22 protein-coding genes are annotated in these 26044 nt (G+C 65.6%); 10 read left to right on the forward strand and 12 right to left on the reverse strand.

Translation table 11 applies throughout. The features are described 5' to 3' along the window. Positions 1 to 72: 72 nt before the first annotated feature. The 3 genes from L1F31_RS16835 (at position 73) to L1F31_RS16845 (ending at position 4167) form a co-directional block, all read left to right on the forward strand. A complete protein-coding gene (locus L1F31_RS16835) occupies positions 73 to 1029 on the forward strand; it encodes a DMT family protein (RefSeq protein ID WP_265418370.1) in 957 nt (318 codons plus the stop codon). Continuing rightward, the gene (locus L1F31_RS16840; protein WP_265418371.1) at positions 1026 to 3122 is read left to right on the forward strand and encodes a sensor histidine kinase; all 2097 of its coding nucleotides are present in this window, start codon (positions 1026 to 1028) and stop codon (positions 3120 to 3122) included. The genes L1F31_RS16835 and L1F31_RS16840 overlap by 4 nt, the downstream gene beginning before the upstream one ends. 217 nt (positions 3123 to 3339) lie before the next feature. Beyond that, a complete protein-coding gene (locus L1F31_RS16845) occupies positions 3340 to 4167 on the forward strand; it encodes a hypothetical protein (protein ID WP_265418372.1) in 828 nt (275 codons plus the stop codon). A gap of 37 nt (positions 4168 to 4204) precedes the next feature. Here the strand turns inward: L1F31_RS16845 and L1F31_RS16850 are convergent, their stop codons facing one another. Together L1F31_RS16850 and L1F31_RS16855 are read right to left on the reverse strand one after the other, a co-directional pair. After that, positions 4205 to 4606, reverse strand: coding sequence for a hypothetical protein (locus L1F31_RS16850; RefSeq protein WP_265418373.1), 402 nt, complete (start codon positions 4604 to 4606; stop codon positions 4205 to 4207). After that, positions 4606 to 5661, reverse strand: a complete 1056-nt coding sequence (locus L1F31_RS16855) for a CPBP family intramembrane glutamic endopeptidase (protein ID WP_265418374.1) — start codon at positions 5659 to 5661, stop codon at positions 4606 to 4608. The genes L1F31_RS16850 and L1F31_RS16855 overlap by 1 nt, the downstream gene beginning before the upstream one ends. A gap of 241 nt (positions 5662 to 5902) precedes the next feature. Between L1F31_RS16855 and L1F31_RS16860 the strand changes: the two genes are divergently transcribed. Beyond that, on the forward strand, positions 5903 to 7348 hold the full coding sequence (locus L1F31_RS16860; protein ID WP_265418375.1) for a sensor histidine kinase: 1446 nt from the start codon (positions 5903 to 5905) through the stop codon (positions 7346 to 7348). Beyond that, complete coding sequence (locus tag L1F31_RS16865; protein WP_265418376.1) at positions 7345 to 7977, forward strand: response regulator; 633 nt, start codon at positions 7345 to 7347, stop codon at positions 7975 to 7977. The genes L1F31_RS16860 and L1F31_RS16865 overlap by 4 nt, the downstream gene beginning before the upstream one ends. 127 nt (positions 7978 to 8104) lie before the next feature. Here the strand turns inward: L1F31_RS16865 and L1F31_RS16870 are convergent, their stop codons facing one another. Together L1F31_RS16870 and L1F31_RS16875 are read right to left on the reverse strand one after the other, a co-directional pair. Next, on the reverse strand, positions 8105 to 8866 hold the full coding sequence (locus L1F31_RS16870; protein ID WP_265418377.1) for an SDR family NAD(P)-dependent oxidoreductase: 762 nt from the start codon (positions 8864 to 8866) through the stop codon (positions 8105 to 8107). 280 nt (positions 8867 to 9146) lie between these two features. After that, the gene (locus tag L1F31_RS16875; RefSeq protein ID WP_265418378.1) at positions 9147 to 9725 is read right to left on the reverse strand and encodes an NADPH-dependent FMN reductase; all 579 of its coding nucleotides are present in this window, start codon (positions 9723 to 9725) and stop codon (positions 9147 to 9149) included. 399 nt (positions 9726 to 10124) lie between these two features. Here L1F31_RS16875 and L1F31_RS16880 point away from each other — a divergent pair, with 399 nt between their 5' ends. Next, the gene (locus L1F31_RS16880) at positions 10125 to 10784 is read left to right on the forward strand and encodes a TetR/AcrR family transcriptional regulator (RefSeq protein ID WP_265418379.1); all 660 of its coding nucleotides are present in this window, start codon (positions 10125 to 10127) and stop codon (positions 10782 to 10784) included. 69 nt (positions 10785 to 10853) lie between these two features. Here L1F31_RS16880 and L1F31_RS16885 read toward each other — a convergent pair whose 3' ends face one another. The 4 genes from L1F31_RS16885 to L1F31_RS16900 form a co-directional block, all read right to left on the reverse strand. Beyond that, positions 10854 to 12656, reverse strand: a complete 1803-nt coding sequence (locus L1F31_RS16885) for a dipeptide ABC transporter ATP-binding protein (protein ID WP_265418380.1) — start codon at positions 12654 to 12656, stop codon at positions 10854 to 10856. Continuing rightward, positions 12653 to 13720 (reverse strand): ABC transporter permease, encoded by a 1068-nt coding sequence (locus tag L1F31_RS16890; protein WP_265418381.1) that lies wholly within the window; start codon positions 13718 to 13720, stop codon positions 12653 to 12655. The genes L1F31_RS16885 and L1F31_RS16890 overlap by 4 nt, the downstream gene beginning before the upstream one ends. Then, complete coding sequence (locus L1F31_RS16895; RefSeq protein ID WP_265418382.1) at positions 13720 to 14811, reverse strand: ABC transporter permease; 1092 nt, start codon at positions 14809 to 14811, stop codon at positions 13720 to 13722. The genes L1F31_RS16890 and L1F31_RS16895 overlap by 1 nt, the downstream gene beginning before the upstream one ends. Positions 14812 to 14896: 85 nt before the next feature. Continuing rightward, on the reverse strand, positions 14897 to 16531 hold the full coding sequence (locus tag L1F31_RS16900; RefSeq protein WP_265418383.1) for an ABC transporter substrate-binding protein: 1635 nt from the start codon (positions 16529 to 16531) through the stop codon (positions 14897 to 14899). 376 nt (positions 16532 to 16907) lie between these two features. On the opposite strand from L1F31_RS16900, the gene L1F31_RS16905 reads away from it, so the two are divergent. Further along, positions 16908 to 18446: an alanine/glycine:cation symporter family protein gene (locus L1F31_RS16905; protein WP_265418384.1), complete on the forward strand. Its 1539-nt coding sequence runs from the start codon at positions 16908 to 16910 to the stop codon at positions 18444 to 18446. A 294-nt stretch (positions 18447 to 18740) separates the two neighbouring features. On the opposite strand, the gene fbaA is transcribed toward L1F31_RS16905, so the two are convergent. Both fbaA and L1F31_RS16915 read right to left on the reverse strand, forming a co-directional pair. Next, a complete protein-coding gene (gene fbaA, locus L1F31_RS16910; protein WP_265418385.1) occupies positions 18741 to 19766 on the reverse strand; it encodes a class II fructose-bisphosphate aldolase in 1026 nt (341 codons plus the stop codon). Between the two features lie 268 nt (positions 19767 to 20034). Next, a complete protein-coding gene (locus L1F31_RS16915) occupies positions 20035 to 21945 on the reverse strand; it encodes a BCCT family transporter (RefSeq protein WP_265418386.1) in 1911 nt (636 codons plus the stop codon). A 196-nt stretch (positions 21946 to 22141) separates the two neighbouring features. Here L1F31_RS16915 and L1F31_RS16920 point away from each other — a divergent pair, with 196 nt between their 5' ends. After that, entirely contained in the window at positions 22142 to 23464 is a 1323-nt protein-coding gene (locus L1F31_RS16920; protein ID WP_265418387.1) for an MFS transporter, read from the forward strand. Positions 23465 to 23500: 36 nt separating this feature from the next. Here L1F31_RS16920 and L1F31_RS16925 read toward each other — a convergent pair whose 3' ends face one another. Together L1F31_RS16925 and L1F31_RS16930 are read right to left on the reverse strand one after the other, a co-directional pair. Beyond that, positions 23501 to 23989, reverse strand: a complete 489-nt coding sequence (locus L1F31_RS16925; protein WP_265418388.1) for an SRPBCC family protein — start codon at positions 23987 to 23989, stop codon at positions 23501 to 23503. Positions 23990 to 24014: 25 nt separating this feature from the next. Continuing rightward, positions 24015 to 24362: an ArsR/SmtB family transcription factor gene (locus tag L1F31_RS16930; protein WP_265418389.1), complete on the reverse strand. Its 348-nt coding sequence runs from the start codon at positions 24360 to 24362 to the stop codon at positions 24015 to 24017. Between the two features lie 102 nt (positions 24363 to 24464). Between L1F31_RS16930 and L1F31_RS16935 the strand changes: the two genes are divergently transcribed. Continuing rightward, on the forward strand, positions 24465 to 25109 hold the full coding sequence (locus tag L1F31_RS16935) for a TetR/AcrR family transcriptional regulator (RefSeq protein ID WP_265418390.1): 645 nt from the start codon (positions 24465 to 24467) through the stop codon (positions 25107 to 25109). After that, positions 25106 to 26041 (forward strand): ABC transporter ATP-binding protein, encoded by a 936-nt coding sequence (locus L1F31_RS16940; protein ID WP_265418391.1) that lies wholly within the window; start codon positions 25106 to 25108, stop codon positions 26039 to 26041. Before L1F31_RS16935 ends, L1F31_RS16940 begins: the two co-directional genes overlap by 4 nt. Positions 26042 to 26044: the final 3 nt, after the last annotated feature.

Here is a 26044-nt window from a genome sequence, read left to right on the forward strand (position 1 = left end):
GGACACCAGCGGAGCTCATTTCACTCCTGCGTATGATGTGTGCGCGCACACTGGCTCCTTAAGGTTCGAGCCATGATCATCTCCGCCGTCGTCCTCGCCACCGCAGCAGCGTTCTGCCTGGCCCTGGGAACCCACTTCCAACAGCATGCCGTCGCCGCCATGGCTCCCGGTCTGCGCCGCCGGGCCACGTGGCTGACCGGGCTGGGCCTCATGGGGCTGGTCACGGTGCTCAATGTCATCGCCCTGGGTCTCGGCCCGGTCTCCATCGTCCAACCGATCGGCGCGGTGTCCCTCGTCTTCGCGGTCCTCATCGGTCGACGCTTCTTCGGGCTGCGCCTCGGCGCTCCCCTGCTCATCAGCATCGCGGTCACCCTGTTCGGGGTGTTCTCCTTCGTGACCACCTCGGCGAGATTCGCCCACGATATCGTCGCCACCGAGCAGTCCGTGACGTGGCTGCTCGCCGTGCTCGTCGCACTCAGCCTCTTCGCCGGGCTGTTCTCCATCAGCTCGGCCGGTCACATTCCGCGTGTCGTCATGACCGGGATCGTCTTCGGCACGGTCGCTGCGGCCACCCACGTCCTCGCCCGATCGGTCGTCGTCGCCGGACTGCCCGGGCTCGACGCGCTGGGCCTGCGGTGGTGGCTGCTGCTGACTGCTGTGGGATTGGCCTCGGCGGCGGGATTCTGGCTCGTCCAGACCGCGTATGCCTGCGGCCCGGCCGAGACCGTGCTCGCCGGGCTCACGGTCATCGATCCGATCGTCGCCGTCATCATCGGCGCCGGCTTCTTCGGTGAGTACACGGGCCTGACACCCCTGGCCACCCTCGGACTGCTCGCCTCGGCCGGAATCGGCGTCGGCGGGGTGTGGATGCTCTCCCGCTTCCACCCGAAGGTGCTCAGTGCCCGGACATCCGCCCTGCCTGGTGCGCCTGCCGCAGGCGCTGCCGACACTGCCACCACACCGGCGGCCACCGCCACCGCTGCTGCCGCACCCACCCTCCGCACACTCCACCAAGGAACCCAGTCATGAACCACTCCCCCACACCCGCAGCTCCCGTCTCTTCGACCGGTGCGCCCCGGTCCGGAACCCCGTACGCTGAAGAGGTGCCCCGCCCAGCAGAGCCACAGCCGTTCAGCCAGCCCGACGGTCCGCCACCGCGGACCCCTTGGGCCCGGGAACGGTCCTGGTGGGGCCGGTTGTGGCACAACCTCGGCCGGGATGCCGTTCTGGTCGCGCCGAGCCTGCTCATCTCCCTCATCGCGTTCCCGGTGCTCATCACCCTGTTCTCCGTCTCGATCGCCACGGTCATCGTCTGGGTCGGTCTGCTCCTCCTGCCGCTGACTCTCACCGTCGCCCGTGCATTCGGCAACCTCTCCCGGGCTCGTGCCCGCGCCTGGGGTGCTCCCATCACCGAGGCGGAGCATCGTCCCCGCAGAAGTGGCCTCCGCTGGTGGTTGGCTCCGCTGTCCGATGCCCGTGCGTGGTTGGACCTGCTCTTCGAAGCCGTGTTCGCCCTGCCGATCCGGATCCTCACGTTCTCCGTGGTTGCCGCGTGGTTCTTCGGCGGGCTGGGCGGGATCACGCACTTCTTCTGGGGCGCGTTCGTCCCGGATGGAGGCGGAAACACCGTCGACTGGGTTGTCGCCTGGGTGACGAACTCCCCGGTCACGGATCTCGGGTTCTCCGCCGAGGCGACCTTCCAGTTCATCGTCGGGATCATCCTGCTTCTCACTTTCCCCTTCATCCTCCATGCCATGGCACTGCTCGAGATCGTTTCGATCCGTGCTGCCCTGTCCCACGATTTCGAGGGAGCAGGTGCTGCGCAGAACCCGGGCGATCGTCGGAACGCTCCGACCGCCGCGGTTTCGGCAGCGAAGACGCAGGCCCAGTCGTCCGGTGCGCCCGCCGTGCCGTCAGCGACTCCCGAAACGTCACCGAATCCGTCGAGGTTCCGGGTGATCGCCGGCGGTGAGGGGTGGTTCTGGCTGATCTCCGTGTTCGTCGGAGCCGTGCTCGTGGCCATCTCGTGGCCGGTGACGACGGTTCTCTACGACGTTCCGACGGTCTTCGCAATGCTCATTGCGCTGGCTCAGAGCGCCGCCCTCGTCCTTGCCGTGCGGTGGCCGATCCCGGCGATCGGCCTCGGCCTCGCAGCTCAGATCGTGAGCATACTGCTCACCGTGGACATCTCGGGGGAAGTGCGACCGTTCACCGTCACCTCGCTGCTGGCGCTGGTGTTCCTCCACCTCATCATCGGTCTGCGTCACCGCTGGATCCACCTCGTGGCGCTGTGGTCGGCAAGTGCGGTCATCGGCGTTCTCGCCCTTCTCCTGCCGCATGCCGGCGGGTTGCCCGGGGCCATGTCGAATGTCATCGCCACTGCGGCCATCGCCGCCGGCATCGGGATCATCGGCGTCATCGGCAACCTCCTCATCCAAGGCCGCCGGCAGCTCGAGACCGAACGTGAGCTCAGCGCCGCGGAGCTGGCGAAACGGCAGGAGCTCGAGGAGCGCAACCGGATCGCTCAGGAACTCCATGATGTCGTCGCCCACAGCATGTCGGTCATCAGCGTGCAGGCCACGACGGCAAAGTATCGTCTGCCCGGACTCGATGAGCGCAGCCTCGGCGAATTCGATTCGATGGCCTCATCGGCCAGACAGGCACTGACCGAGATGCGCGGACTGCTTGCGATCCTCCGCGGTGGACGGGATGCCGACCTGGCTCCCCAGCCGACTGTCGAGGACATTCCAGCACTCGTCGACGTCACTCGCGGTTCCGGTGCCGTCGTCGAGCTCGACTTACCCGACGGTTCCCTCGACCTGCCGCCGACGACGAGTCTCACGGCCTTCCGGGTTGTGCAGGAGAGCCTGTCGAATGCGCTGCGGCATGCGCCCGGTGCCCCGGTGGCGGTCACCGTCACGGTCATCGGGACCCGGCTCGAGATCACCGTCCTCAACGGGGAACCCGACGGCGAGGCGCCTGCGGGTGGGCAGCACCACCTCGGCGGGGGATTCGGGCTCAAGGGGATGCGCGATCGCGTCGAGGCCTTGGGCGGGAACCTGCAGGTGGGTCCGACGGAGCGCCGAGGTTTCGAGGTCAGGGCGTCGCTGCCGATGGAGTGAGGTCCGTGCCGCACCAGGCTCCAGCGGGTCGGGGTTGGCTCCAGCGGGTCGGGGTGGGGTCGCCGCTTCGATGTCATACTGAACGTCCCCACCTGCTTCCCTGCCGGAAGGACTGTTCCCCATGTCACAGCCATCTCCGTCCTCTTCCCAGTCTTCGCTCTCGCCGACGCCGGAGGTCTCCGGTCGGTCTGACGGCCCAGCGGGACGCGCAGCATCTGTGGTTCATGAGCCGGCTCGGGCAGTTCGGGTTCTGCGCCGCACGATCGCCATCGTCATCGTGGTGGCGTTCAGTTTGGCGGCCGTCGGTGGGATCATCGTCCTGCTCGGCGACATCGAATCCGATGCGACCTTTAACGTCATCTGGACAACGGCCCTGACCGGGGCCATCAGTGTCGCAGCGTTCTGCGGGGCCACGCTCATCGGCCGCCGGGCCAAGTGGTTCGGGATCACCACGATCGCACTCGCCGTCGTCACAATGGCGTTGAGTCTGTGGTTCATCTGGGGCGACCCCTATATGAATCCGGACAGCCTTGAGCTCGAGGAGATCCTCTTCCAAGTGCTGTCCTCGGTTGCGCTCCTCACCGCTGTCGCCTCGGTGAGTTCGCTCATTCTGCTGCTGGTGCCCAGGTCATGGGTGGTGCGGATCGGATTGCCGATCACTCTCGGACTGCTCGCGCTAGGCACCTGCCTGGTCCTCGTCACGATCTGGGTGGAATCGACGTGGGAACTCGAATGGCTGAACCGGCTCAACGGCATCGTGTGGATCCTCGCGGCACTCGGAGTCGTCGTGGTGCCGCTGACTTCGCTGCTGCTCAAGGCCGGGACGAAGCCGGCGGTCGCGAGCGCTGCGCCCTCTGCGCCGGAGCGAGCCGGTTCGACGCTCCCTCCCTCAACGCTCTCGCCATCGACCCTCGCCCGCCTCGAAGCCGCGGCTCAAGCCGAGGGCATCACGGCCGATGAGCTCGTCGATCGACTTCTGGCCGTGGACCCGACGCCGCCGGACGCCTCCGCGACCGTGTCGCAGTCCGAGCCTCCACGACACTGAACTGTTCGCCGGCCGCCGGTCGCACTCGGGTCGGCGGTCAGCCGTCGTCCACGCGAGAGTCGCCGAACTCCTTCGGCACCCGGGTGTCGATGAACCCTGCGACGAAAGCGCCGATGATGAGCAGGATGAGCAGTGCGATCATGCCGCCGAAGTTCCTCAGCACAGGATTCGTGAAGTCGAACACGCCCGGCCAGATCGCATAGACAACCACACAGCAGACGCCGAGGAATCCGAACACGTTGAGCGTCGTCTGTCCCCCGGACCGTGCGCGCTTTCCACTGAACTTCGCGGCCTGCTCTTCGGGCGTGCCGAACTTCGCCTCGGGCGTCGTGCCTGCCGTCTCCGTCGTGTCCCTGACCTCGTGGAGGACAGCGAGGACCTGGTCCTCTTCGCATCCGCGCCGGCGCAGGTTCTGCGCGAGTTCGCTGTAGTAGCTCATCAGAAGCTCGTTCTCCCCTCGGTGTCGGCACTGACCTCACTGTGCGCGCCGGCTCCCGCATAAACGGACCCGTCCCCGCGGGGACGTGAGGGTTCACTGTCGGCCGGGCCGCCTCGGTGAAGGGAAAGTTCGTCCATGCGAGACGATGCCCCACCTCGGCGACGGTGGTCGAAGACGACGATGACGGCGAAGACGATCGGCGCAGCGATCGACATGACGACCTCGGCCGTCGGCGAGCTCGTCGCGTTGAGATCGGCTCCGGCGAGCACTCCGAGGGCAAAGGCGAAGAGGTTGTTGACGATGTGGAACGCGATCCCGGCCTCGAGTCCGCCCGTGATGACCGTCAGCGTTCCGACGATGACGGCGAAGATGCCGACGTCGATGAGTCCGGGCAGGTCGTAGATGTGGCCGAAGACGAAGAACGGCACAGGGATGAGCACTGCCCACGCAGGGTGGCGCAGCCAGGCGCCGATGACGTTCATGGCCAGGCCGCGGAAGACGATCTCCTCGGCAGTCGCCTGGAATGGGACGAGGAGGACGAAGGCGATGAGCATCGCGAGCACGTGCTGGTTCCACACGATTCCCGAGGTCAGATCGCTCATCGCCCCATCGGAGAAGAGGACCATGACGATCGCGCAGACCACCCACACGGCCGTGCCGAACAACAGATACCGACCGAGTCGGCGCCACCGCATGCCGCGGCCAAGTGAGATCATCGAGGAGAACCAGCGGCGGTAGATGCAGTAGGTGGCGAGCTCGGCGGCCGGCCACATGAGGATGACGCTGATGAGTCCGAAGAGGACCCCGGTGACCGTGTTGAAGTCGACGAGCGTATCGACCCAGGTGTCGAAGTCGCCATCGGCGCCGATCGCGATCAGGGCCCAGACGAAGAATCCCGCGAACTGGGCGATGAGCGCGATGAGGTAGAACACCGCGGTCAGGGCGGCGACGAGGAGCGGTTTGAACCACCGGTTGCCCGGCTGCGCGGCGAACTGGCGGTGATAGCGCCGAGGCGGCTGATGATTCCGCCGAGGCGGCCGGCCGGAAGCGGGCATGGGCGGTTCCGTAAAGGGCGGAGTCGGATGCTGGTGAAGTGTGTGCGGTTGATTTCCCATGTCTCCACCCTGTCGAATTCTGGGCCCGCCGACCATCGGCCAAGGGCATGATTCATGTCATCCGATCGGGTGAATGTGCACGTCAGGACGTGTCCGACCGGGCCTCGTCGACCACATGGGCGAACAGTTTTCATCCTTTCGGACGACAGCCTCCCGGCCCTCGCACCGGTAGGGTCGAAGAGTGACACCACGCCCCGCCCGCCGCCCCCTCGCGCATGCCCTGCTCTGGACAGGCATCGCTGTCGTCATCGGTGTGCTCCTGCTGTTCATCGTCGTCGGCATCGAATGGCCGGACGTTGACAGCGCAGAGGCCCGCGATGACGCGCTCTTCTTCGAGTTCCTCGTCCATATCGTCTTCGGTCTCGTCGCCTTCGTCTGCCTGCCCATCGTCCTGTTCTTCGATGGGCGACGGGTTCCGCGCAAGCAGCTGCGCCCGAAGGTCCTCGCCGCAGAGAAGCTGCGCGAGTTCCTCACCGTCACCGGTCACGGGGGTGAGGAATTCCTCGCCGCCGACGGGTCCGTCGAATCACTCCAACGCCGCTCCGGCGGCTGGATTCCCGTCACCGTCGGACTCATCGGGATCCTGCTCGGCACGGTCAGCGTCCTCGGTGCCGTGGCTGCGTCCTTCATGCTCGTCTCGCTGTCGGCCCGCCGCAGCTGGGCCCTCGACTTCGTCGGTCTCGCCGCCACATTGGCCGGCTTCTCAGCGACCTTCGTCCTCACCCCGCGAGCGGCCGGTGCCTTCGACCTTCCCTTGTTCGTCGTCGGCGGGACGCTCTACGCCGTCATCGTCATCATCGGCGTCATCCGCGGCGCCCGCGAACAGGGCTTCATCGACTCCGCCGCCCAGAACCTGCTTCGGGAACGCTCCCGCCAGGATCGTGCCATCGCCGAGGTGCGCCGCGGCATCGCCCGCGACATGCACGATTCGCTGTCCCACCACCTGTCCGTCATCGCCATGTACTCCGGCGCCCTGTCCGTGCGCAAGGACCTCGACCCCGACGAGGTGCGCGACAGCGCGCGCCTCATCGCCGATGCCGCCCGCCGTTCCGGCATCGAACTCCGTGAGGTGCTCACCATGCTGCGCAGCGACGATCAGGGAACGGTCATCGACCCCGATATCGACCGCCTCGTCGCCGGCCGCGGGGACACTGCCGAGCTGCGCTACCTCGACCCCGTCGACGCTGCGGTGCTGCGGCGGTGCGGTGCGCTCGAGCAGACGACGATCTACAGGTTCGTCCAGGAGGCGATCACGAACGCCGTCAAACACGCCCCCGGCCAGAAGGTGACGATCAAGGTCGGCTTCGATGAGGCCGACGGTCACCTCGTGCTCACAGCAAGCAATCCGCACACGGGCCTGGCCCCGGCCTTCCGCGCCGGAGCACAGCAGCTCGTCACTGGGTCCGGACTAGGACTGCTCGGACTTCGGGAGAGAATGGAGGCCATGGGCGGAGACCTCACAGTGACGACGTCACCGGAATTCACCCTCCGCGCCCGCATCCCCGTCGATCCGGCCGTGTTCGCCGCACCCGAACCTGCCGACGAGGCTGGTGCCAATGCGCCGGGTGCTGACGCAGCAGGTGCGGGCGGGACTTCACCAACCGGCGAACAGGAGGAGAGATCGTGACGATCCGAGTCATCATCGCCGACGACGAATCGCTCATGCGGTCGGGACTCAAGCTCCTCCTCGGTGCAGCGGATGATATCGAGGTCATCGCCGAGGCGGCCGACGGTTCCGAGGCCATCGACTTCGCCCGTCGGCTGAGCCCCGATCTCGTCCTCATGGACATCCGCATGCCCCGCGTCGACGGACTCGAGGCCGCGCAGACGCTGCTGTCCGACCCGGACCACCCGCAGGTGCTCATGCTCACGGCCTTCGGCACCGATGATTTCATCCACCGCGCCCTGCAGTCCGGAGCTGCCGGGTACATCCTCAAGGACACACCGCCGGAAGAGCTCATCAATGCTGTGCGTGCGGCGGCCGACGGCACCCGGACCCTGTCGGCCACGGCATTGGCCACCTTGCTCACGTCCCGCCCGGCCACCTCGGCGTCGGGTGCGGATCCGCTCGCGTCCCTGTCGACGCGGGAGCGGGAGATCGCCGAGGCGGTCGCGCAGGGAATGACGAACGCGCAGGTGGCCAGGTCGCTGTTCGTCTCGACGGCGACCGTGAAGACCCATCTTGCACGCATCTTCGACAAACTCGAGGTCACCTCACGGGTGCAGCTGGCGCTGCTGGTCAACGAGAGCCGGTGAGCCTGGCACTGCGCGACTGAGCCGCCCGTCGGAAACGGACGACCGCCCGTCCGCTGGGATGCGAACGGGCGGCTCTGTCGGTCAGGCGATCCTCGGGGAGGGCATCCTCGGTGAGGGTGTCAGACGATCATTTCGGGGCCATGCGGATGGCGCCATCGAGGCGGATCGTCTCACCGTTGATCATCGGGTTGGCCACGATCGATTCGACGAGCTGAGCGTATTCGGCCGGCTTGCCCAGGCGGGCAGGGTGGGGCACGGACTTGCCGAGGGATTCCTGCGCCTCGGCGGGCAGGCCGGCCATCATCGGCGTCTCGAAGATGCCGGGGGCGATCGTGACGACGCGGATGAGGGAGGCGGCGAGCTCGCGGGCCATCGGCAGGGTCACCGCGGCCACGGCGCCCTTCGATGCCGAATACGCGATCTGGCCGATCTGTCCGTCGAAGGCTGCGACCGAGGCGGTGTTGACGATGACTCCGCGCTCTTCGCCGTCGGCCTCCTGCTGCTGCATCGCGGCCGCGGCGAGGCGGCAGACGTTGACGGTGCCGACGATGTTGATGCCCAGCACCTTCTGGAACGCGTCGAGGGGCAGCGGGCCCTTCTTCGATACGAGCTTGCCCGGCGTTGCGACACCGGCGCAGTTGACGACGACGCGCAGGGCGCCGAGGCCGGTGGCGGTGTCGACTGCGGCCTGGACCTGCTCTTCGTTCGTGACATCGGCGGAGACGAAGTGGGCGGCGTCGCCGAGTTCGGCGGCGACCTGTTCACCCACCTCGGCGTTGAGGTCGACCATGACGACTTGGGCGCCTGCGGCAAGGAGCCGTTCGGTGGTGGCACGGCCGAGCCCGGAGGCTCCGCCGGTGACGAGGGCGACGGTGTTCTGCAGATCCATGGGTGTCCTTCGCATCGCTGAGTGAACGATTGGTCAATGAGACTCTAGCGCAGGCCTGTGGCACCGGTCACCTTCCTCGCGCGACTGCCCCTCGCTCAACGACCAATCCGATTATCGATGCGAGGCAAGCATGAAAACCCGACGCGTCGTTGAACGAGCGGACGAGGAGCCCGTGCCTGCGGTAAGCGAAAGGGCCCGCCGGTCACGTGCCCGGCGGGCCCATTCTCACATTCGTCAGTGCGCCCCACTGTGGGGTCACCTCATGCGAGCTTCAATGCGCTCAGGCGGCCTGCTCCTCGGCGCCGGCTTCGCGCACGGACTTCAGGGCCTCGCCCCAGGCGACGATGTCGTCGACCATCGAGGCGAACGGGGCGGCCGAGACCTCGGTCGGGGTGAAGGTGCCGTCGGCGACATCGGCGAAGATCGAGAACGACGCCTGATCGCGGACGACGGCGAGCTTGTAGTTCGCGAGGATGTGGCGCAGGTGCTCTGCAGCGCGTACGCCCTTGTCGGCGCCGTAGTTCACGATGCCGGCGACCTTGTGGTTGAACTCGGTGGCGACGAAGTCCAGGGCATTCTTCAGCGAACCGGAGATCGAGTGGTTGTACTCAGGGGTGACGAAGATGAAGGCGTCGAACTCTTCGAGCTTCGCGCCCCAGGCCTTCGTGTGGTCGTTGGCGTACATCTTCGCGCCGGCGGGGATGACCTCGTCGAGCAGCGGCAGATCGAAAGCACCGAAGTCGACGACCTCGGCGCGGACATCATCATTGGCGGCCAGCTGCGACTCGACCCAGCTCACGATCTGCGGGTTGAGCGCCTGCGGGCGGGAAGTACCGGGGATGATGGCAATGTTGAGCATGTGTGTCCTCAATTCGACTGTCGGTCTCACGCGGGTGGATGCGGCACCGCCGGGCGGGGTCCGCGGCACAGATCTGCTGTGCATTCCTCAATTCCCAACATAATTGAACCATCAATCATTCCGAGCGGGAGAGTGACCCTGATCACACGAAAGCCGCGCATCGTCGTGTTGCTCGCGACCGCCTCGGCGATGACCCTCGTCGGACGAACGGGACGGTTCCCGCGCACGACCAGGACATTTTCCTCGGATTACCGGGGCAAGTCGCCTGCGGAATCGGGCCCGAGAGCCGAATCCGTCGTGTAAGGTCGTGTGGCAAGTGAAAGACTGTTCGATAGAAATGTCGGCCCGATGACACCAAGGTCGGCCCCGACGACATCAAGCCAAAGGAGACCGGTCACCGTGCGCTCAACCAACGGCCGCAACAATATTCTCCGCTCGGCCCGGGACACTTTCGCGGACAAGGGATTCGACGGCGCATCCATCCGCGACATCGCCCAGACGGCGGGGCTGAGCCTCTCCGCACTCTACTACTACTTCCCGTCGAAGCAGGAAGCGCTCTACGAGCTCGTCCACACCGCGTACTCGTGGTACATCGAACACGTTCGCGCGGTCATCGCCGAGGTCGACGATGCCCCTGTCGATCAGCTCGCCGTGGCCGTGCGCTATCTTGCCCGCTACCGCATCGAGAACGTTTCGGTCTCCACTGTGCTGATCCGCGACACCGAGAGCCTCATCGGCGACAATGCCGTGAAGGTCAAGGAACTCCAGCGTGAGGCCCGCGAGATCGTGGGCGACATCGTCAGCGCCGGGATCGAATCCGGTGACTTCACGGTCGACAGCGCTGCATTGGCCACCCGTGCGATCCACTCGATCTGCAACTCGCTCTCGCTGTGGTACCGCCCCACGGGCGATCTCACGCCGGACATGATCGAGCGCGACTTCACTCAGTACTCGCTGCGGATCCTCGGCATCGACCCCTCCCGTGAGGAACTCGACCGTCTGCTGGCCCTGCCGGTCAATCAGGACGGAATGCTCGACTTCATCGCCGACAACAAATAACCCCTCTTACTACCTGACGGGCCCCCAACACCCTGGCGCCAGGGTGTTGGGGGCCCGTCAGGTAGTAGTTCAGGAGGGGGTTGGGGTGCGCAGGGAGCGGGCGAGTTCACGCCGCTTTGCCTGCTCGGCCGGATCCGGCACCGGCAGAGACGCGATGAGGCGTTTCGTATAGTCCTCACGCGGCGCCCCGAGCACCTGCTCGCCCGTGCCCTCTTCGAGCAGCTCACCGTGGAAGAGCACCCCGATGCGATCGGAGAGCATATCGACGACGGCGAGATCGTGGCTGATGAACAGGGCCGCGAAGTCGAAGCGGTTCTGCAGCTCGACGAAGAGCTCGAGCACCTTCGCCTGGACGGACACGTCGAGCGCCGAGGTCGGCTCATCGGCGATGACCAGCTCCGGATCGAGTGCCAGCCCGCGCGCCAGGGAGGCCCGCTGCCGCTGCCCGCCCGAGAGCTCGTGCGGGTACCTGGCCGCATAGGCCGTCGGCAGCTGCACCGAATCGAGCAGTTCGAGAACCCGCTTCGACCGGTCGCCGGCGCTCATCTCCCGGCGGTGGATCGCAAAGGGTTCGGCGATGCATTCCCCGATCGTCAGGTGCGGGTTGAACGAGGCCGCCGGGTCCTGGAACACGAACCCGATCCGGCGCCGGATCTTCGTGAACTCCCGTTCCCTGAACCCGACCATCTCATGGCCGAGCACCTGCAGGCTGCCGCCGCTGGCCCTGGTCAGGCCCGCGATCGCACGACCGATCGTGGTCTTGCCCGACCCCGATTCGCCGACGAGACCGTAGACCTCGCCCGCCTTGATGTCGAAGCTGACCTTCTTCACCGCGTGGAAATCCGATCGGCCCAAGCCGCCCGGGTAGACGATGTCGAGGTCGCGCGCGGTCACGATCGACGACTCCCGCACGTCCCGCTCCCCCGCCGAGGCGGTGCCGGCCTGAGCGTCCCCCGCCGAGGTGGTCCCCGCCGGAGTCTCCCCCGCGGTCGTCCCCGACCGAGCCCCCGCCTCGGCGGCGGCTGCCTTCCGACTGCCGGCGACAGTCGAGCCGATCCGCGGCACGGCGGCCAGCAGCTCGCGGGTGTACTGCTCCTGCGGGTCGCTGAAGAGCTGCTCGACGGTTGAGACCTCGACGAGGTCGCCGCGGAACATCACAGCCACCCGGTCGGCGAGATCGGCGACGACTCCCATATTGTGCGTGATGAGCACGATCGAGGTGCCGGTCTCATCTCGCAGCTCCCGCAGCAGGTCGAGGATCTCGGCCTGCACGGTGACGTCGAGGGCCGTGGTCGGTTCGTCGGCGACGATGAGCTTCGCGCCCAGGGCGAGTGCCATGGCGATGACGATGCGCTGCTTCTGCCCGCCCGAGAACTGGTGCGGATAGTAGTCGAACCGGTTCTCCGCATCGGGAATCCCGACCTGCCGCATCGCTGCGACGACCCGGGCCTTGAGATCGGCCTTGCTCGCCTTCCTGTCGTGGGCGCGCAGGCCCTCGGCGATCTGCCAGCCGACCGTGTACACGGGGTTGAGTGCGGTCGAGGGCTCCTGGAAGACCATCGCCACATCGCGTCCGCGCATCGCCCGCAGCTCTTCGGCGGAGACGCTGAGCACGTTCGCACCCGAGATGACGATGGCGCCTGATCGCTGGGCCGTCTCCGGCAGCAGACCGAGGATGGACCGGGCGGTCACGGTCTTGCCGGACCCGGATTCGCCGACGATCGCCAGCACCTCACCCGGTGAGACGGACAGCGACACGTCTTTGACCGCGTGGACCTCGCCCCCGTCGGTGGAGAAGGTGACATCGAGTCCGTCGACGTCGAGGATGCTGCCCGTCGCGGAGGCAGCCTTCGCCTGTGTCTTCTTGCTCATGCCTTGACCTCCGCAGTCGTGACCTTCTTCGTCTTCGCTTTCCGCCGCACGCGCAGGCGCGGGTCGTTGAGGTCGTTCATCGACTCACCGACCAGGGTGATGCCCAGCACCGTGAGCACGATCGCCAGCCCCGGGAACACCGAGGTCCACCACACGCCGGATGTGACGTCCGGCAGCGCCTTGTTGAGGTCGTAGCCCCATTCCGACGCCGAGGTGGGTTCGATGCCGAAGCCCAGGAACCCGAGCCCCGCCAAGGTCAGAATCGCCTCGGAGGAGTTGAGTGTGAAGATGAGCGGCAGCGTCCGCGTGGCATTGCGGAAGATGTGCTTGGAGATGATCCGCGTCTTCGAGGCACCGAGGACGATCGCCGATTCGACGAACGGTTCGGCCTTCAGCCGCAGGGTCTCGGCGCGCACGACACGGAAGTACTGCGGAATGAAGACCACGGTGATCGAGAATGCGGCCGCGGCGATGCCGCCCCACGCGCTCGACTGGCCGCCGGAGATCGCGATCGACATGACCAGAGCCAGCAGCAGGGTCGGGAAGGCGTAGACGGCATCGGCGATGACGACGAGGATGCGGTCGAGCCAGCCGCCGATGTACCCGGAGACGAGGCCGAGGATGACACCGGCGAAGATCGACATGACCACGGCCACGACGATGACGGCCACTGCGGTCTGGGCGCCCCAGACGACACGGGAGAAGACATCGTAGCCGCCGACGGTCGTGCCCCAGATGTGGGTGCCCCCGGGCGGCAGCTTCGAGCCGAAGTTGCCTTCGGAGGTGCCCAGCTGGTTGAACCCGTAGGGGGCGATGAGCGGGGCGAAGATCGCGCAGATGAGCACGATTCCGCACAGCACGAGCCCGGTGATGAGCATGCCGCGCTGCAGTCCGACCGACTGTCTCAAGTGGGAGATGATCGGCAAGCGGGAGAACCAGGACTTCTTTGCCCGGTCATCGAACGCGATGGCGGGGACACCGGAACCGGGGGCCGCCCCGGCGAAGGTGTCATTGGGTTCTGTCATCTCTGCGGATTCCGGATTGGGATTGTTGGGAGTGGTCATCAGTACCTCACTCTCGGGTCGATGAACGCGGCGATGACGTCGACGAGGAAGTTCGTGAGCGCGACGATGATTGCGAGGAACACGACGATTCCCTGCACGGCCACGAAGTCGCGGGCGGTGAGGTATTCGGCGAGCTTGAAGCCGAGTCCCTTCCATTCGAATGTCGTCTCCGTGAGCACTGCGCCGGCGAGCATGAGCGCGATCTGCATGCCCATGACGGTGATGATCGGGATCAGCGCCGGACGGTACGCATGCTTGGTGACCAGCCGGTATTCGGAGATCCCGCGGGATCGGCCGGAGTCGATGTACTGCTGTTCGAGCGTGCCGATGAGGTTCGTGCGCACGAGCCGGAGGAAGACTCCGGCGGTGAGCACGCCGAGCGCGATCGCCGGCAGCACAGCATGGGCGAGCACATCACCGAGGACTTCGAAGTTGCCGATCCGGATCGCATCGATGAGGTAGAACCGGGTGGGTCCGACGACTCCGGACATGATGTATTCGGTTTCGGTGGTGCCGCGGCCGGCGACCGGCAGGATGGGCAGGAACACTCCGAAGATGAGTTTGAGGATCATGCCGGCGAAGAACACCGGAGTCGCATAGCCGAGGATCGCGAGCACGCGCAACGCGGCGTCCGGGGCTTTGTCCCGGTGGTAGGCGGCGAGCATGCCCAGCGGGATGCCGAGGATGAACGCGACGATGAGCGCATAGAAGACGAGCTCGACGGTCGCCGCTCCGTAGTTGAGCAGGATCGACGAGACCGGCTGTCCGTCGGAGACCGCGGTGCCGAAGTCGCCCTTGAGCAGATTGCCCAGGTATTCGAAGTACTGGACGAGGATGGGACGGTCATAGCCGGCGGCGTGGACGCGCTCTGCCAGCTGGGCCTTCGTCAGGCGTCCGCCCAGCGCTGCGGTGATCGGGTCACCGGTGATGCGCATGAGGAAGAACACCAGAGTGGTGAGAATGAAGATGGTGGGAATGATGAGGAGGAAGCGGACGAGGACGTAGCGTCCCAGACCGCCTCCCGAGGGCTTCTTGACCGCGACCGAAGTCTCGGCGGCCTCCGCCCCTGGTTCGCTGATGGCAGCAGACATGTGTTCCTTATGGGTGTGTTTCGGTGCGCGAACGCGCCACGAGGTGCAGGCGGCCTGACCGGCTCACCTGCACCTCGTGTGGTGATCACTTGCTCAGCAGTGCCAGACGGAACTGGAACGCGGGGTCAAGCGTGTCGTCGACGCCCTTGACGTCCTTGCCGGACACGGCGATCTGGTTGCCCTGCAGCAGAGGCAGGGTCGGCAGCTCTTCGGCGAGCTGACCCTGGATCTTCTTCAGCGCCTCCTCGCGCTTGCCCTCATCGGCGATCGAGGACTGAGCGTTGAGCTCCTTGTTCATCGCCTCGTCACGGTAGTGGTTGGCGAGGAACGACGGGGTCTCATCGGTGTCGTAGAAGAACGGCACGAGGTAGTTGTCGGCATCCGAGTAGTCCGGGAACCAGCCCAGCTGGTACATCGGGTAGACGTCGTCGGTGCGGTCCTTCGAGTACTGCACCCACTCGGTCGACTGCAGGTTGACCTTGAACAGCCCGGTCTTGTCCAGCTGATCCTTCACGAGCGCATACTCATCACCCGAGGACGGTCCGTAGTGGTCGGGGTTGTACTGCAGGTTGAGCTCGACCGGGGTCTTGACTCCCGCGTCCTTGAGCGCCTTCTTCGCCTTGTCGACATCGGCTCCGCCCTTGCCGTCGCCGTATTCGGCCTTCAGCGGATCGTCGGAGCCGGGCAGTCCCTCGGGGACATGCGAGTACAGCGGTGTGAAGGTGTCCTTGTACACCTGAGTGGCGATGGCCTGACGGTCGACGGAGTCGGCCATGGCCTGTCGGACCGCGAGCGCCTTCTTCTCATCGGCGTTGTCGGTCTTCGCACCGAAGGGCATCGTGTCGTAGTTGAACACGATGTAGCGGATCTCGCCACCGGGGCCCTTGTGGACCTTGAGGTCCTCGTTCTTGCCGAGGTCGTCGATGTCGGTGGCCGACAGCGAACGCCAGGCCACGTCGATGGTGCCCTCCTGGACGTCGAGCTTCATGTTGTTCGCGTCCGAGTAGTACTTCATCTGCACGGTCTCAGTCTTCGCCGGTTCGATGAAGCCTTGGTAGTCCGGGTTGGACTTGTAGGTGATGAGTTCGTTGAACTTGAAGCCGTCGATCGTGTAGGGACCGGCGAAGGCCTTGCCGTCGACGATCTCCTGATTCTCCGTGACCTTGTCGGCCGAGAACACGTCTTCGTCGACGATGGGGCCGGCGGCGCTGGCCAGGACTCCCGGCCAGGTCTGGTCGTTCTTGCGCTTGAGGTTGAAGACGACGGTCGTCTCGTCCGGGGTCTCCACGGACTTCAGACCGCCCAGCAGCGAGGAGGGACCGTTGGGGTCCTGGATCTTCAGCTGCCGGTCGAAGGAGAACTTCACGTCCGAGGAGGTCAGTTCGTTGCCGTTGGCGTACTTGAGCCCGTCCTTGAGCTTGACTTCGTACTTCGTCGGTTCGGTGAAGTCAGCGGATTCGGCGATCGAGGGGTTGAGCTCGGCCGTGCCCGGCTTGTAGGCGAGGATGTACGGATAGATCTGCTGTTCGACGAGCGAGCTTCCGTTGTCGTACGCAGCAGCCGGGTCGAGCGCCACGACCTTGTCCGTGGTTCCGACTGTGAGCATGCCGCCCTTGTCGTCCCCGCTGTCGCCTCCGGTCGTCGAGGTCGAGCAGGCGGAGAGGAGCAGAGCTCCGGCTGCGGCGATGGCCACAGCCTTTGCACCGGTTCGTCGTTTCATGGTGTTCCTGTCGTTACAAGTTAGCTCTTCGTGTCGTCTTTGCTCGAAGAGATCCGCACCACATCATACGGTTCGCGTCCCAAATAGTGAACTGCCGCACATGATGTGACTCAGTTCGCAACGACATCGCAACACTTCGCCGAGGCGGCCCTTCCCGGCACAGCGAAACCTCCCTTGCCGGGTTGGTCGGCCACCCGAGCGAATGCGATTTGCGTCACCGGAGACAATCGGTTTGACTTATGAGGTGCATCACAGAGAACTGCCGAGAAACTCTCGGAAAAGCTGATCGCCCACACCGCCATCAGCTCTCTGGCACAGACATTCCCGCAGCAACGCCGCGTCGGTGATCCCGGCTCGGAGAAACGAATGGAGAAGCGTGTCCGCTTTCATCGATTGGCTCAACGGGGTGGTGTGGTCGTCCGCCCTCGTCTACCTGTGCCTCGGCGCCGGTGTCTACTTCACCATCCGCTCCCGCGCGGTGCAGATCCGTCAGATTCCCGCGATCTTCACGCAGATGTTCAAGGGCAAGAGCTCCAATGAGGGAGTCTCGTCGTTCCAGGCTCTGGCCATCTCCCTGGCCGGACGCGTCGGCGTCGGCAACATCGCCGGTGTCGCCACGGCCATCGGCTTCGGCGGACCCGGCGCCGTCGTGTGGATGTGGATCTCCGCGCTGCTGGGCGCCTCGACGTCCTATGTCGAATCGACGCTCGGCCAGGTCTTCAAGGAGCAGGACCCCCGCACGGGTGAGTACCGCGGCGGTCCCGCCTTCTACCTCGAGAAGGCCTACCGCCACACCAAGGCGCGCGGCCTGTTCAAGGTCTACGGCATGGTCTTCGCTGCAGTGACCGTGATCGCCATGTCCTTCATGCTGCCGGGCATCCAGTCCAATGCGATCTCCGGAGCCGTCGAGAACGCCTGGAGCGTTCCCACCTGGGGCACCGCGATCGCGCTCGTCATCATCATGGGCTTCATCGTCGTCGGCGGCATCAAGCGCATCGCGCACTTCGCCTCGCTGGCGGTGCCGTTCATGGCCGTCATCTACATCGTTGCGGCCATCGCCGTGACCGTCATCAACGCTGACCAGATCGTTCCGGTCTTCCAGCTGATGTTCACCTCTGCCTTCGGCATCGACGCCGGGCCGGAAGCGGCCTTCGGCGGCATCATCGGCATGGCCGTGCAGTGGGGCGTCCAGCGCGGCATCTACTCGAATGAGGCCGGACAGGGAACCGGACCGCACGCGGCATCGGCTGCCGAGGTCTCGCACCCGTCGAAGCAGGGCCTCGTGCAGGCCGGATCGGTCTACATCGACACTCTCTTCGTGTGCTCGGCGACCGCGTTCATGATCCTCTCGACCGGCATGTACAAGGTCTTCGGAGACGACGGCACGACGATCATCGGCACCGGCCGCGGGCAGATGGTCGAAGAGATCGCCGCCACCCCGGGCGAGAAGTGGCCGCAGGCGGGACTCGACTCGATGATCCACGGCTTCGGCGCCAGCTTCATCGCGATCTCGATCTTCCTCTTCGCACTGACCACGATCGTCGCCTACTACTACATGGCTGAGACGAACCTCGTGTACCTGCTGGGCAAGGTCAAGAACACCTTCGTGCTGGCCATCGGCAAGCGCGTGCTGCAGCTGCTCATCCTCATCGCCGTCGCCGTGGGTGCGATGTCGACAGCAGGCAGCGCCTGGGCGCTCGGTGACATCGGCGTGGGCCTCATGGCCTGGCTGAACATCATCGGCATCCTCATCCTGCAGCAGCCGGCGTTCAAGCTCCTGCGCGACTTCGAGCGCCAGACCAAGCTCGGTCTGGACCCGGTGTTCGAGCCCGAGAAGATCGGCGTGCGCAATGCCGACTTCTGGGATCAGCGGGTGGCGCGGCTCAAGGCCGGCGAGGCGGTGCCCGAAGGCTGAGGGTGCACCAGCGACGACACGAGGTCCGGGACAATGGCGTCCCGGGCCTCGTGCCATTCACACCCCGCACCACCGCACCGGCCGCACCGGCTGCACCGGCTGCACCGGCTGCACCACCGCAGAATAGGTCGCTATCGGATATTTTCCGAGGCTGAAAGTATCCGATTGCGACCACTCTTTGCCAAGAAGTATCCGATAGCGACCATCTTTCGAGCCCTGCCGCAGGCGGCACAGAGAAGCGGCCGTCGCCCGAAACCGGGCGGCGGCCGCTTCACGCACCTGCGAGAACGTGCCTCACTTCTTCAGGCTGGTGCCTGCCGAGCCGAGGTTCTCACACGCTTCGACGACGCGTGCGGCCATGTTCTCCTCTGCGGCCTTGCCGTAGGAGCGCGGGTCGTAGAGCTTCTTGTTCCCGACCTCGCCGTCGATCTTGAGCACGCCGTCGTAGTTGCGCAGCATGTGCTCGACGATCGGGCGGGTGAAGGCGTACTGGGTGTCGGTGTCGATGTTCATCTTCACGACTCCGTGGCGGACCGCCTCGGCGATCTCCTCGGCACTCGAACCCGAACCGCCGTGGAAGACGAGGTCGAAGGGCTTGTCCTTGCCGACCTCGGAACCGACTTTCTCCTGGATCTCCCCGAGGAGTTCGGGACGCAGCCTGACATTGCCCGGCTTGTACACACCGTGGACGTTTCCGAAGGTCAGAGCGGTGAGGTAGCGGCCCTTCTCACCGGTGCCGAGCGCTCTGGCGGTGGCCAGCCCGTCCTCGACCGTGGTGTAGAGCTTGTCGTTGATCTCGTTCTCGACGCCGTCCTCTTCGCCGCCGACGACGCCGACCTCGATCTCGAGGATCGAGTGCGCGGCCGCCGAGAGCTCGAGCAGCTCCTCGGCGAGGACGAGGTTCTCATCGAGGGGAACGGCGGAACCGTCCCACATGTGCGACTGGAAGTAGGGCTGTCCGCCGTTCTTCACGCGCTCGGTCGAGGCCGCGAGCAGGGGCTTGACCCACTCCTCGACTTCCTTCTTCGGGGCGTGGTCGGTGTGCAGGGCGATGTTGACGTCGTAGCTCTTGGCCACCTCGGCGGCGAAGACGGAGAAGGCGATCGCACCGCGCACGCGGTCCTTGATCGTCGGGCCCGACATGTACTCGGCACCGCCGGTGGAGATCTGGACGATGCCGTCGGATCCGGCCTCGGCGAAGCCGCGGATGGCCGCGTTGATCGTCTGCGAGGAGGTGCAGTTGATCGCGGGGTAGGCGAAGCCCTGGGTCTTCGCGCGGTCGATCATCTCTGCATACACTTCGGGACTGGCGATGGGCATACATGCTCCTTGGTCGTGGGGTCGGCCGTTTCTGCTGCCACCAGCCTACTCGTTCCGTCCCGCGCGTGACACGAGGTTCGACCAGCGACATCCCCTCGCCGAGGCGGCCCACCCCTGACATGGTCCGTGACCGACGAAACCGCCCGACCGGATGGTCGAGCGGTTTCGCGCCTCGAGTGGATTCGCACGGGGCGAACCGGCTCGGTGAGTGGCCCAGCCTGACGCCGAGGGCGCAGCTCCCCGCTGGGCACGACCTCCTCGGTGAGGGTCAGGACTCCGGGTTCGGTGTTCCCCTGTCCCGGGTCGGCACTTCGCGGACGCCGCGCTTCTCGTCTCGGGCGGCTGCCTTCGACCGCTGCTTGGCGAAGAGTCCCTGCGACCGCGTCAGCCGGTAGTCGATGCGCTCATCGACCTTCTCGCCGAGGTACTCGTCGAAGTCATCGGCCAGGTGCTCGCCGACCTGACGGAACCTCTGCGCCCGTTCGATCACGGCATTGCGCTTGGCCTCCTTGCCGAAGGCCTTGAGCGTGGACACACAGATGAGCAGCAGCACGATGGAGAACGGCAGCGCGGTCATCAGCGAGCCCGCCTGCAGTGCCTCCAATCCGCCGGCCATGAGCAGCGCGATGGCGATCGCACCCTCGAGCAGCGCCCACAGCACACGCGACCAGATCGGCGGGTTCGGGTGTCCGCCCGAGGCGAGCATGTCGACGACGAGCGATCCCGAGTCCGAGGACGTGATGAAAAAGATCGCGACGAGGATGATCCCGAGGATCGAGAGGATCGAGCCCAGCGGCAGGGAGCCGAGGACGTCGAAGAGGACTCGCTCGGCGACCACTCCCTCGTCCGGGTCGACGAGATCGCCGGAGCCGAAGAGCTGCTTGTGGATGCCGGTTCCGCCGAGCACGGAGAACCAGAAGAAGCCGACGATGGAGGGCACCAGCAGGACGCCGGCGATGAACTCGCGGACCGTGCGACCGCGGGAGATGCGGGCGATGAAGACACCGACGAAGGGGGCCCAGGAGATCCACCAGCCCCAGTAGAACAGGGTCCACGTCGAGTTCCATTCGGCACCGTCCTCACCGGAGTAGGCACCGATGTCGAAGGTCAGGTTGAGCACGTTCGCCAGCCACAGACCGAGCGATTCGACGAAGTTCTGGAACAGGAACAGCGTCGGCCCGAGCACGAGGACCGTGACGAGCAGGACGCCGGCCATCGTGAGGTTGATGTTCGACAGCCACTTGATGCCGGCACCCACACCTGAGACCACCGAGGCGGTGGCGAGGAAGGTGATGACGACGATGAGGATGATGAGGAAGGTGTTGTCGTAGTCGCCGACGACGCCGATGTGCTTCAGCCCCGCCGAGATCTGCTGCACGCCGAGGCCGAGAGAGGTGGCGATGCCGAAGACGGTGCCGAAGATCGCGATGATGTCGATGACGTCACCGGCCCAGCCCTTGACCTTGTTGCCGAGCAGGGGCTCGAGCGCCCAGCGGATCGACAGCGGGCGGCCGCGACGGTGGATGGCATAGGCCAGCGCCATGCCGAGCACCGCGTAGAGCGCCCAGGGGTGCAGGCCCCAGTGGACGAACGTCTGGGCCATGCCCATCTGCGCGTTCTCGACCTGGCCGCCGGCCCAGCCGGGCTTCGGCCCCGTGGTCGCGTAGGTGAGCGGTTCGGCCACACCGTAGAAGACGAGTCCGATGCCCATGCCGGCGGCGAAGAGCATGGCGAACCAGGACAGGACGCCGAATTCGGGTTCGTCGTCGTCCTTGCCGAGTTTGATCTTGCCGAACTTCGAGAAGCCGACGACGATGGCGAAGGCGACGAAGAGGCCGACGACGAGCATGTAGTACCAGCCGAGCTGGGTGACGATCCAGTTCTGGATGCTCGAGATGACGTTGCCCGTGCCCTCGGGCAGAGCCACGGAGAACACGACGATGCCGACGATGATGATCAGCGCCGGCCAGAAGACGCGGGGCGCGATCATGCCTCTGCCGACGCGCACTCCCTGCCGCTTGAGCTTCTTCGTGATCGCATCGTCAGTATCGGACTCACCGATATGGAGTTTCTCGGGCAGGTGCAGCTCTACCGGCTCGGGTTCGCCGAAGAGCAGCTGTTCATCGGGACCGGGTCCGAGCCCGTTGCCCGAAGCCTGAGTGGTTTCGGGATCGCTCATGATTCCCTCCTGATCGCACGCCTGGTCACATGCACGAAAGTCTGATCACGGGGCACACTCTGCCCCATTCCCCAGACACCTTCAAGGCAACTTTCAGCTTGGCCTCTCACCATCACTGCCGATCTTCCTGGTCACATCCGTAGTTCGCCCCGCGCGAAACCGGTTCGCGAACCAGGAGATTCAGTACAGTGGCCTCATGGCAACGTCCTTGGCTTCACCTGGTTCGGGCAATCGTCTGCGCATCGTCAGCTGGGCGCTGTGGGATTGGGGTTCGGCGTCATTCAACGCTGTGATCATCACCTTCGTCTTCGCCCCGTATCTGACGAAGTCCGTGGCCGCCACCGAGGAGGCCGGGTCCTCCGCGTTGGGGTGGTCGATGGCCGCGGCCGGGTTCGTCATCGCCGTCGTCGCCCCCGCCGCAGGCACTCGCGCCGATGCCGGGGGCAGGCATCGCCTGTGGCTGGGCGTGCACACGGGCATCGTCGTGCTCACGATGTTCGGGCTCTTCTTCGTCCGCGACTCCCCCGAGTATCTGTGGCTGGGTCTGCTGCTCCTGGCCGTGGGCAGCGTGTTCTTCGAATTCGCCGAGGTGTCCTACAACGGCATCATGGTCCGGATCACGAATCCCGACAACGTCGGCAAGGTCTCCGGTTTCGGATGGGGCATGGGCTACGTCGGCGGGCTGGTCCTCCTTGTCATCCTCCTCGTCCTCGTCATCCAGCCCGAGGTCGGCTTCCTCGGCGCCAGCGACGCCGACGGGCTGCGGTTCCGCATCGTCGCTGTGCTCTCGGCGGTGTGGTTCGCGATCTTCGCCGTGCCCGCCCTCGTCTCCGCTCCCGGCGCGAAGGTCAAAGGCACTTCGGGTGGGCATCCGATCAGGGCGTTCTTCGCCGATTACGCAGCGCTCGTGCGCCGGCTGATTCGGATGTGGTCGACTGAGCATCAGACGCTGCGGTTCTTCATCGCCTCGGCGGTCTTCCGCGACGGCCTGGCCGCGATCTTCTCCTTCGCCGGGGTGCTCGCCGCCGGCAGCTACGGCTTCTCCCCCTCGCAGATCATCATCCTCGGCGTTGCCGCCAACGTCGCCGCCGGTGCCGGGGCGATGATCGCCGGCTGGTTCGATGATCGGCTCGGACCGAAGCCGGTGATCATCGCCGGGCTCATCGTCATCATCCTCGGCGGCCTGCCGATCCTCTTCAGCGCCGAGGCGGCAGTGTTCTGGGCCTGTGCCCTCATCCTCAGCTTCTGCGTCGGTCCGGTCCAGGCGTCGAGTCGGTCGTTCCTCGCCCGCATCACTCCACCGGAATCGGCCGGGGAGAACTTCGGGCTCTACGCCACGACCGGTCGTGCAGTCAGCTTCCTGGGCCCGGCGATGTTCGCCCTGGCGATCCAGGTCTTCGGCTTCGAGCGTGCGGGGACGCTGGGCATCCTCATCGTCCTCGCCATCGGACTCATCCTCATCATCCCCGTCCGCCCCGACGCCCCGGCGCATTCCATGCAGGCCCGCGTCGAGAGCTGAACCATTGCGGAGAGGCCGGACGCTGGCCGCACCGGCTCACTGCTGGGCGAGCAGATCGTCGATCTGGTTGATGGCTCCGGTCGTGCCTTCGACGACGCCCATCTCCAGGACGGTGCGCAGCCCTTCGACCGAGTCGAAGACCGATTCGTAGGTGGCCCGGGTTCCAGTCTCGGTCTCCTCGAAGGTGTAGATGCACCTGCTGCCGGGCATCGATTCGACGATGGCGAAGTCCTCATCGGCGAAGTAGTCGCGGAACTCCAGTCGCTTGAGACGATCGACCGCGGTCACTTCCCACAGTCCGCGGAACTTCTCCCCTTCCGGGCTCGTCATGAAGTACGTGACTCTGCCGCCGGGTTCGAGTGAATGGTCGACGACTGTGGCCGGGTAGGTCGGAGGGCCCCAGATCTGTTCGAGCTGGCGTGGATCGGCGTAGATGTCCCACACCCGCTGGGGTGGTGCCGCGAATTCGGCGACGATCGTCAGCGTCAGTGTCTCTTCGTTCTGTGTTGTGTCGGTGACCGGCATGGCTGCTCCTCAAAGCGTGTGATGGTCAGTCTCGCGACCCGGCCGGCTCGTCCCCGGCGAGAAGGTCGTCGATTCTCTGGACTCGTTCGACCCAGTGGTCTTCGAGTTCGGTGAGCATGCTCGTGATGGTGCGGAGCGGACCCACCTCTGCGTGGGCGATCTGCCGTCGGCCGACTCGGCGCTTCGTCACCAGTCCCACACGTTCGAGAACGGCGACATGCTTCTGCACCGCGGCGAAGCTCATGTCGTAGTCGGCGGCCAGATCGGACACCGAAAGCCCTTCTCCTGCGACCCGCCGCACAATGTCACGCCGGGTCCGGTCGGCCAATGCCTGGAACAGCGCATCGACCTCATCGTCGAGAAGTGCTTTCATGCGCTCAATCATACAACCATATGGTTGTACGTCTAGAGCATGAGGCAGATTTTCAAAACCATCCATTGACTTCCGTCATTGAACACATGTTTAATATTAAACATGCGTTCAACATCATCTGATTTCTCCTCGCGCCGCTCCCCCAACTCCTCGCCGGAGACCGCGGAGAGGATCCTCTCCGCGGCCGTCGCGGAATTCGCCCGCCACGGCTTCACGAAGACGACGATCCGGGCAGTCGCCGCCGCAGCAGAGGTGTCCCCCGGACTGGTCATCCACCATTTCGGCTCCAAAGAAGGCCTGCGCAGCGCATGCGATGACCACGTGTTCGAGGCGATCACGGATTCGAAGGCGAAGAACGCCGGCTATGCGGCCATGGCCGTGCAGATGATGTTCGACGACCCGAAGATGACCACCGCCCTGGACTACCTCATCAAGTCCCTGCTCGATCCCAGCGATCACGGTCAGCGCTATTTCGACCATTACGTCAACCTCGTCGAGTCCTACATCACCGAGGGCTTCGCCGGATACGCCTTCCGGCAGAGCGAGGACACCCGTGGCCAGGCCGCGACGATCGCGGTCATGGCCCTGGCCCCGTCTCTGCTCGACCAGCGGCTGCAGGCCAACCTCGGCACCGCGGACACCACCGCAACGATGACTCGACTCGCCCCGCACCTGCTCGATCTCTACCAGCACGGTGTTCTCGAGACGATCCCCGACGATTCCGCACCAGGAGAAGACGAACCATGAGCACCCTGACCCGCACCCGCCGCTCCGACGACTCCGGCAGGGCCGCCTCGGCGGCGATCTCACTGCATGAGGTCGTGAAGTCCTACGGCCGTGTCCGCGCCCTCGACGGCCTCGACCTCGAAGTCGGCCGCGGCGAGGTCCACGGTTTCCTCGGCCCCAACGGCGCCGGCAAATCGACGACGATCCGGATCCTGCTCGGCATCCTCCGCCATGACGCCGGGACGGTGCGCCTCCTCGGCGAGGATCCATGGTCGAAGGCGGTGGCCCTGCACCGGCGCCTGGCCTACGTCCCCGGAGATGTGGAGCTGTGGCCGGGCCTGACCGGTGGTGAGGCGATCGATCTGTTCGCCCGGCTGCGCGGCGGGGTCGACGCCCGCCGGCGCGATGAGCTCATCGACGCGTTCGACCTCGATCCCAGGAAGAAGGGACGAACGTATTCGAAGGGCAATCGGCAGAAGGTCGCACTCATCTCCGCACTGGCCTCCGACGTCGAGCTGCTCCTCCTCGACGAACCGACCGCCGGGCTCGATCCGCTCATGGAGGCGGTGTTCCAGGACTGCATCAGAGAGGCGAAGGAAGCCGGACGCACGGTGCTGCTCTCGAGCCATATCCTCGCTCAGGTCGAAGCCCTGGCCGATCGCGTGTCGATCATCCGCTCCGGTCGCATCGTCGAAACCGGGACCCTGACCGAACTGCGGCACCTGTCGCGGACGACGATCACGGTCGGGCTCGAACACGATGTTCCCGCCCTGTCCGAGATGTCCGGGGTCCACGATCTCGTGCGCGAGGGTTCGCGGCTGCACTTCAGCGCCGATACGGCACAGCTGCCACGTATCATGCGGGCGCTCGGTGAGCATGACGTCGAGTCGCTCACGGCCACCCCGCCGACCCTCGAACAGCTGCTGCTGCGCCACTACGGCAAGGAGGAGTGAGCG

Origin of the sequence: Brevibacterium spongiae, from assembly GCF_026168515.1 — a bacterium.
Taxonomy (GTDB): Bacteria; Actinomycetota; Actinomycetes; order Actinomycetales; family Brevibacteriaceae; genus Brevibacterium; species Brevibacterium spongiae.

Excerpts from the sequence above, each read along its gene's own strand:
- L1F31_RS16835 (WP_265418370.1), top strand. The coding sequence starts at position 73 with ATGATCATCTCCGCCGTCGTCCTCGCCACCGCAGCAGCGTTCTGCCTG.
- L1F31_RS16840 (WP_265418371.1), top strand. The coding sequence starts at position 1,026 with ATGAACCACTCCCCCACACCCGCAGCTCCCGTCTCTTCGACCGGTGCG.
- L1F31_RS16850 (WP_265418373.1), bottom strand. The coding sequence starts at position 4,606 with ATGAGCTACTACAGCGAACTCGCGCAGAACCTGCGCCGGCGCGGATGC.
- L1F31_RS16855 (WP_265418374.1), bottom strand. The coding sequence starts at position 5,661 with ATGCCCGCTTCCGGCCGGCCGCCTCGGCGGAATCATCAGCCGCCTCGG.
- L1F31_RS16870 (WP_265418377.1), bottom strand. The coding sequence starts at position 8,866 with ATGGATCTGCAGAACACCGTCGCCCTCGTCACCGGCGGAGCCTCCGGG.
- L1F31_RS16875 (WP_265418378.1), bottom strand. The coding sequence starts at position 9,725 with ATGCTCAACATTGCCATCATCCCCGGTACTTCCCGCCCGCAGGCGCTC.
- L1F31_RS16885 (WP_265418380.1), bottom strand. The coding sequence starts at position 12,656 with ATGAGCAAGAAGACACAGGCGAAGGCTGCCTCCGCGACGGGCAGCATC.
- L1F31_RS16890 (WP_265418381.1), bottom strand. The coding sequence starts at position 13,720 with ATGACCACTCCCAACAATCCCAATCCGGAATCCGCAGAGATGACAGAA.
- L1F31_RS16895 (WP_265418382.1), bottom strand. The coding sequence starts at position 14,811 with ATGTCTGCTGCCATCAGCGAACCAGGGGCGGAGGCCGCCGAGACTTCG.
- L1F31_RS16900 (WP_265418383.1), bottom strand. The coding sequence starts at position 16,531 with ATGAAACGACGAACCGGTGCAAAGGCTGTGGCCATCGCCGCAGCCGGA.
- fbaA (WP_265418385.1), bottom strand. The coding sequence starts at position 19,766 with ATGCCCATCGCCAGTCCCGAAGTGTATGCAGAGATGATCGACCGCGCG.
- L1F31_RS16915 (WP_265418386.1), bottom strand. The coding sequence starts at position 21,945 with ATGAGCGATCCCGAAACCACTCAGGCTTCGGGCAACGGGCTCGGACCC.
- L1F31_RS16920 (WP_265418387.1), top strand. The coding sequence starts at position 22,142 with ATGGCAACGTCCTTGGCTTCACCTGGTTCGGGCAATCGTCTGCGCATC.
- L1F31_RS16925 (WP_265418388.1), bottom strand. The coding sequence starts at position 23,989 with ATGCCGGTCACCGACACAACACAGAACGAAGAGACACTGACGCTGACG.
- L1F31_RS16930 (WP_265418389.1), bottom strand. The coding sequence starts at position 24,362 with ATGAAAGCACTTCTCGACGATGAGGTCGATGCGCTGTTCCAGGCATTG.
- L1F31_RS16935 (WP_265418390.1), top strand. The coding sequence starts at position 24,465 with ATGCGTTCAACATCATCTGATTTCTCCTCGCGCCGCTCCCCCAACTCC.
- L1F31_RS16940 (WP_265418391.1), top strand. The coding sequence starts at position 25,106 with ATGAGCACCCTGACCCGCACCCGCCGCTCCGACGACTCCGGCAGGGCC.